The organism is Luteibacter sp. P4_E6, from assembly GCF_056401535.1.
Map to the genome: position 1 here is coordinate 1 of NZ_JBFUJE010000492.1, position 2,902 is coordinate 2,902.

Consider the following 2,902-nt stretch of genomic DNA (forward strand, 5'->3'; position numbering starts at 1 on the left):
GGCCGTACTCGACGGCCTCCTCGGCGGACATCCACTTGTCGCGCTCGATATCCTCACGCACCCGCTCGATGGGTTGCCCGCTCTCGCGTGCGATGACCATGGCGATGCGCTCGCGCGCCTTCAGGATCTCCTTTGCCTGGATGGCGATGTCACTGGCCGGCCCACCCGCGCCGCCGCTGGGTTGATGGATCAGGAAGCGCGTCTGCGGCAGGCAGAAGCGGCGTTCGCGCGGCGCGCCCAGATAGAGATGGTTGGCGGCGCTTCCCACCCAGCCGGTACCGATCATGTTGACCGGCGAGGAGATGAAACGCACCGCGTCGTGGATCACGTCGCCCGACTCGAGATGGCCGCCAGGCGATGAGACGATCATGTCGATGGGCGCGTTCGATTCGGCATCGAGCGCAAGCAGGCGGCGTACGGTCTCCGAGGCCATCGTGTCGGTGACTGTGCCGAAGACCATTACGGTCCGGGCGCGGAAGGTTTTCTCTTCCAGGAACGCGCTGTTCTGCGGCGGCTGGGAGGTGTTGTCCGTCTCATTCGCAAACATGGGGAATCGCTCCATTGTGGTAGGTTCACCCCATAAACGAACGAGCGGCCACGAACGTGACATCTCCCGTGCATGACCATCCATTCGCCACAGACGCCGCGCTCCGCCGGCGCTTGATGGGTTTGGCCAGACACTGGCTGGGCGATACAGGCGCCGCCGAAGATCTGCTGCACGATGCGTATCTGCGTACGACGGATGGCCCRTTGCCTGCTTCGGCAGCCAGCCAGGAAGCCTGGCTCGTCACGGTGCTGCGTAACCTGTGCATCGATCAACTGCGCCGCCAGGGTCGCTACCAGGCCATCCTTGGACAGCTTGCCGGCGAGTGGACGGCCGAGAGCGACGGCGATCAGCCAGAGCATCTGGCAGCGCAGGCCCAGCGCGTCGACGAAGCCTTGCTCAGCCTCATCCATCACCTGCCGGCCGACGACGTCGCCGCGTGGTTGTTGCATGAGGTTTTTGATGTCAGTCATGCCGAACTGGGCGCCCTGGCCGGGCGCAGTGAGGTGGCTTCGCGTCAGCGGTTCCATCGGCTGATGGCGCGCTTGCCTCGGCCCACCTCCCTGGCGATGCCGGAGGATGAGGACCAGGCTGCCTTGCTTGCCTTGTGCCAGCAGGCACTCGCACGGTGCGAGACAGCTGCGTTGGTCACGCTGGTGCGGACGGCGGCGCCGCAGGCCATGGCCGCGCTCGCAACGAGTGGGAACCGCGATCCAGTCGTTGCGGCAAAGGCACCGAGAACGCAGGTGGTCCAGGTCGCCGATCAACTGGCCTTGCGGATCCAGATCGGCGATGGCCCGGTCACCTGGATACCGTTGGGCGAGGCGATGACCGAGGTGGCTTGAGCCCGTTCGCCACAGGACTTAGAAATTTAATCCTAAGGGCCGATTACAACCGTATCTATCGCTCTGTCTTCGTATATCGGCAGGCGTGAGATGCCGCGCGATCAATTCATCCGGGCTGAGGCTCTGCCACACTTCGACATCGATGCAGTGGCGATCCGTGATGCCAAACAACCGCTGCGTGCTGCGCATGACGGCGCCGACGCCCTGGTCTTGCGTGTTGGTAAGTTGGATGCCGGGTACGGCATTCGCATCGGAACCGGGAACACCTCTGACATCTCGGGCGTGTTGCGCGTTGAGCAGGCGCTGCTGAAAGCCGCCATCTCCCACGGAGGTGTGAATGTTCGCGTCGCTATCGGGCGCCGCGGTCGCGGCAAGTCCAGCCGTTGCTACAGGTGGGAATGATACGTAAGAGGAAGGTGCCTCCAGCTGCGCAGCGATGCGCTGAGGACGTCGGGCCGGTGGCGATGCAGGTTCTACCCTGGCTGTCGGTGGCGCGGATGGCATAGGTGTAGTTGATGGCACGGCGATCAATCGAAGTTGAAGTGCCGTGTCATGATTGTCTATCGGGGGAGCCGTGTTCGCGCGCGGGCACGCGGGCCGCAAGAGAACCATCGATAGCCCGAGATGGCAGCTGATCGCCACGACCATCGCCGCGATTCGCCGGGCCGACCCGAGTGGGTCAGCAGATGTATTCCCCTCGTGTCTCACTGGCCGGTCTCCCTCTGGCAAGGCGAACGCTGCTCCCCTTGCGGACTCTCGGACGCGCGAGGCCCACGACAGCTAATCAGATGTGCCCGGCACGGCAAAGTTCAGTGGCGACAGGTAGACCGGAGCAGCCCGGCGACCAAGAAAATGGTTCTTCGCGGAATGCCGGGGACGCCGAAGACGGTGAGGCGCAGAGCCTTCGGTGCTCAGACGTAGCGGCACAGAGCCTTCGATGCCCACCCTCGCTGCTCAGACACGTCCTCCGCGTTTCGTACCGGAAAGGCCGCTGCGCGGCCGTGTACTTATTTGGCCTACGGCCGCTCCACTTGTGCGGAACTCGCCTCGAGGGTGGGCACCGAAGACTCTTCCCATCCCTGAGGTTCGTGTGGGTCGAGCCGACAGAGCAGCGCCGCTCCGGCTACTGGCTCGTCGGCATCGCCAATCGGTCGACCCCAGCGCGCTGAGATCGTCCGCGAGTCAGCGCAGCGGCGAGGAAAACGCTCGCCGCGTCGGAAATGACGTATCTGCACGACCGCCGTAACGGTCCGCTTGGGCACCAAGGTCTCCCCGCGAGACGCCCAAGTGTAGAGAGCGATGGCGGAGCCGAGCCACCCGCGAAGCCGAAGGCGAGCCATGCGCGAGGTGCGAGGTGCGAAAGAATGCCCCGACCTAAACCCGCGCGCCCGGGCCCCGGTAATCCGCGAAGAACCCAAAAAATCGCATCGAACTGACGCGATTCGCCATTATCTAGTCGAGTTGACGCGAATAGCCTGACTATCGCGCCATTTTGACGCGATTTGCTTATAAT

The 2,902-nt window shown here is 63.9% G+C and carries 3 protein-coding genes; 2 read left to right on the plus strand and 1 reads right to left on the minus strand.

Annotation, left to right across the window (positions count from 1 at the left end; all coding sequences use genetic code 11):
- A partial coding sequence (locus AC1DT2_RS19700; RefSeq protein WP_477298166.1) for an ATP-dependent Clp protease proteolytic subunit occupies positions 1-547 on the minus strand: 547 nt, incomplete at its 3' end.
- Positions 548-615: 68 nt separating this feature from the next.
- Between AC1DT2_RS19700 and AC1DT2_RS19705 the strand changes: the two genes are divergently transcribed.
- Entirely contained in the window at positions 616-1,389 is a 774-nt protein-coding gene (locus tag AC1DT2_RS19705) for an RNA polymerase sigma factor (protein ID WP_477298168.1), read from the plus strand.
- 90 nt (positions 1,390-1,479) lie between these two features.
- Positions 1,480-1,791, plus strand: coding sequence for a hypothetical protein (locus AC1DT2_RS19710; protein ID WP_477298170.1), 312 nt, complete (start codon positions 1,480-1,482; stop codon positions 1,789-1,791).
- Positions 1,792-2,902 lie beyond the last annotated feature (1,111 nt).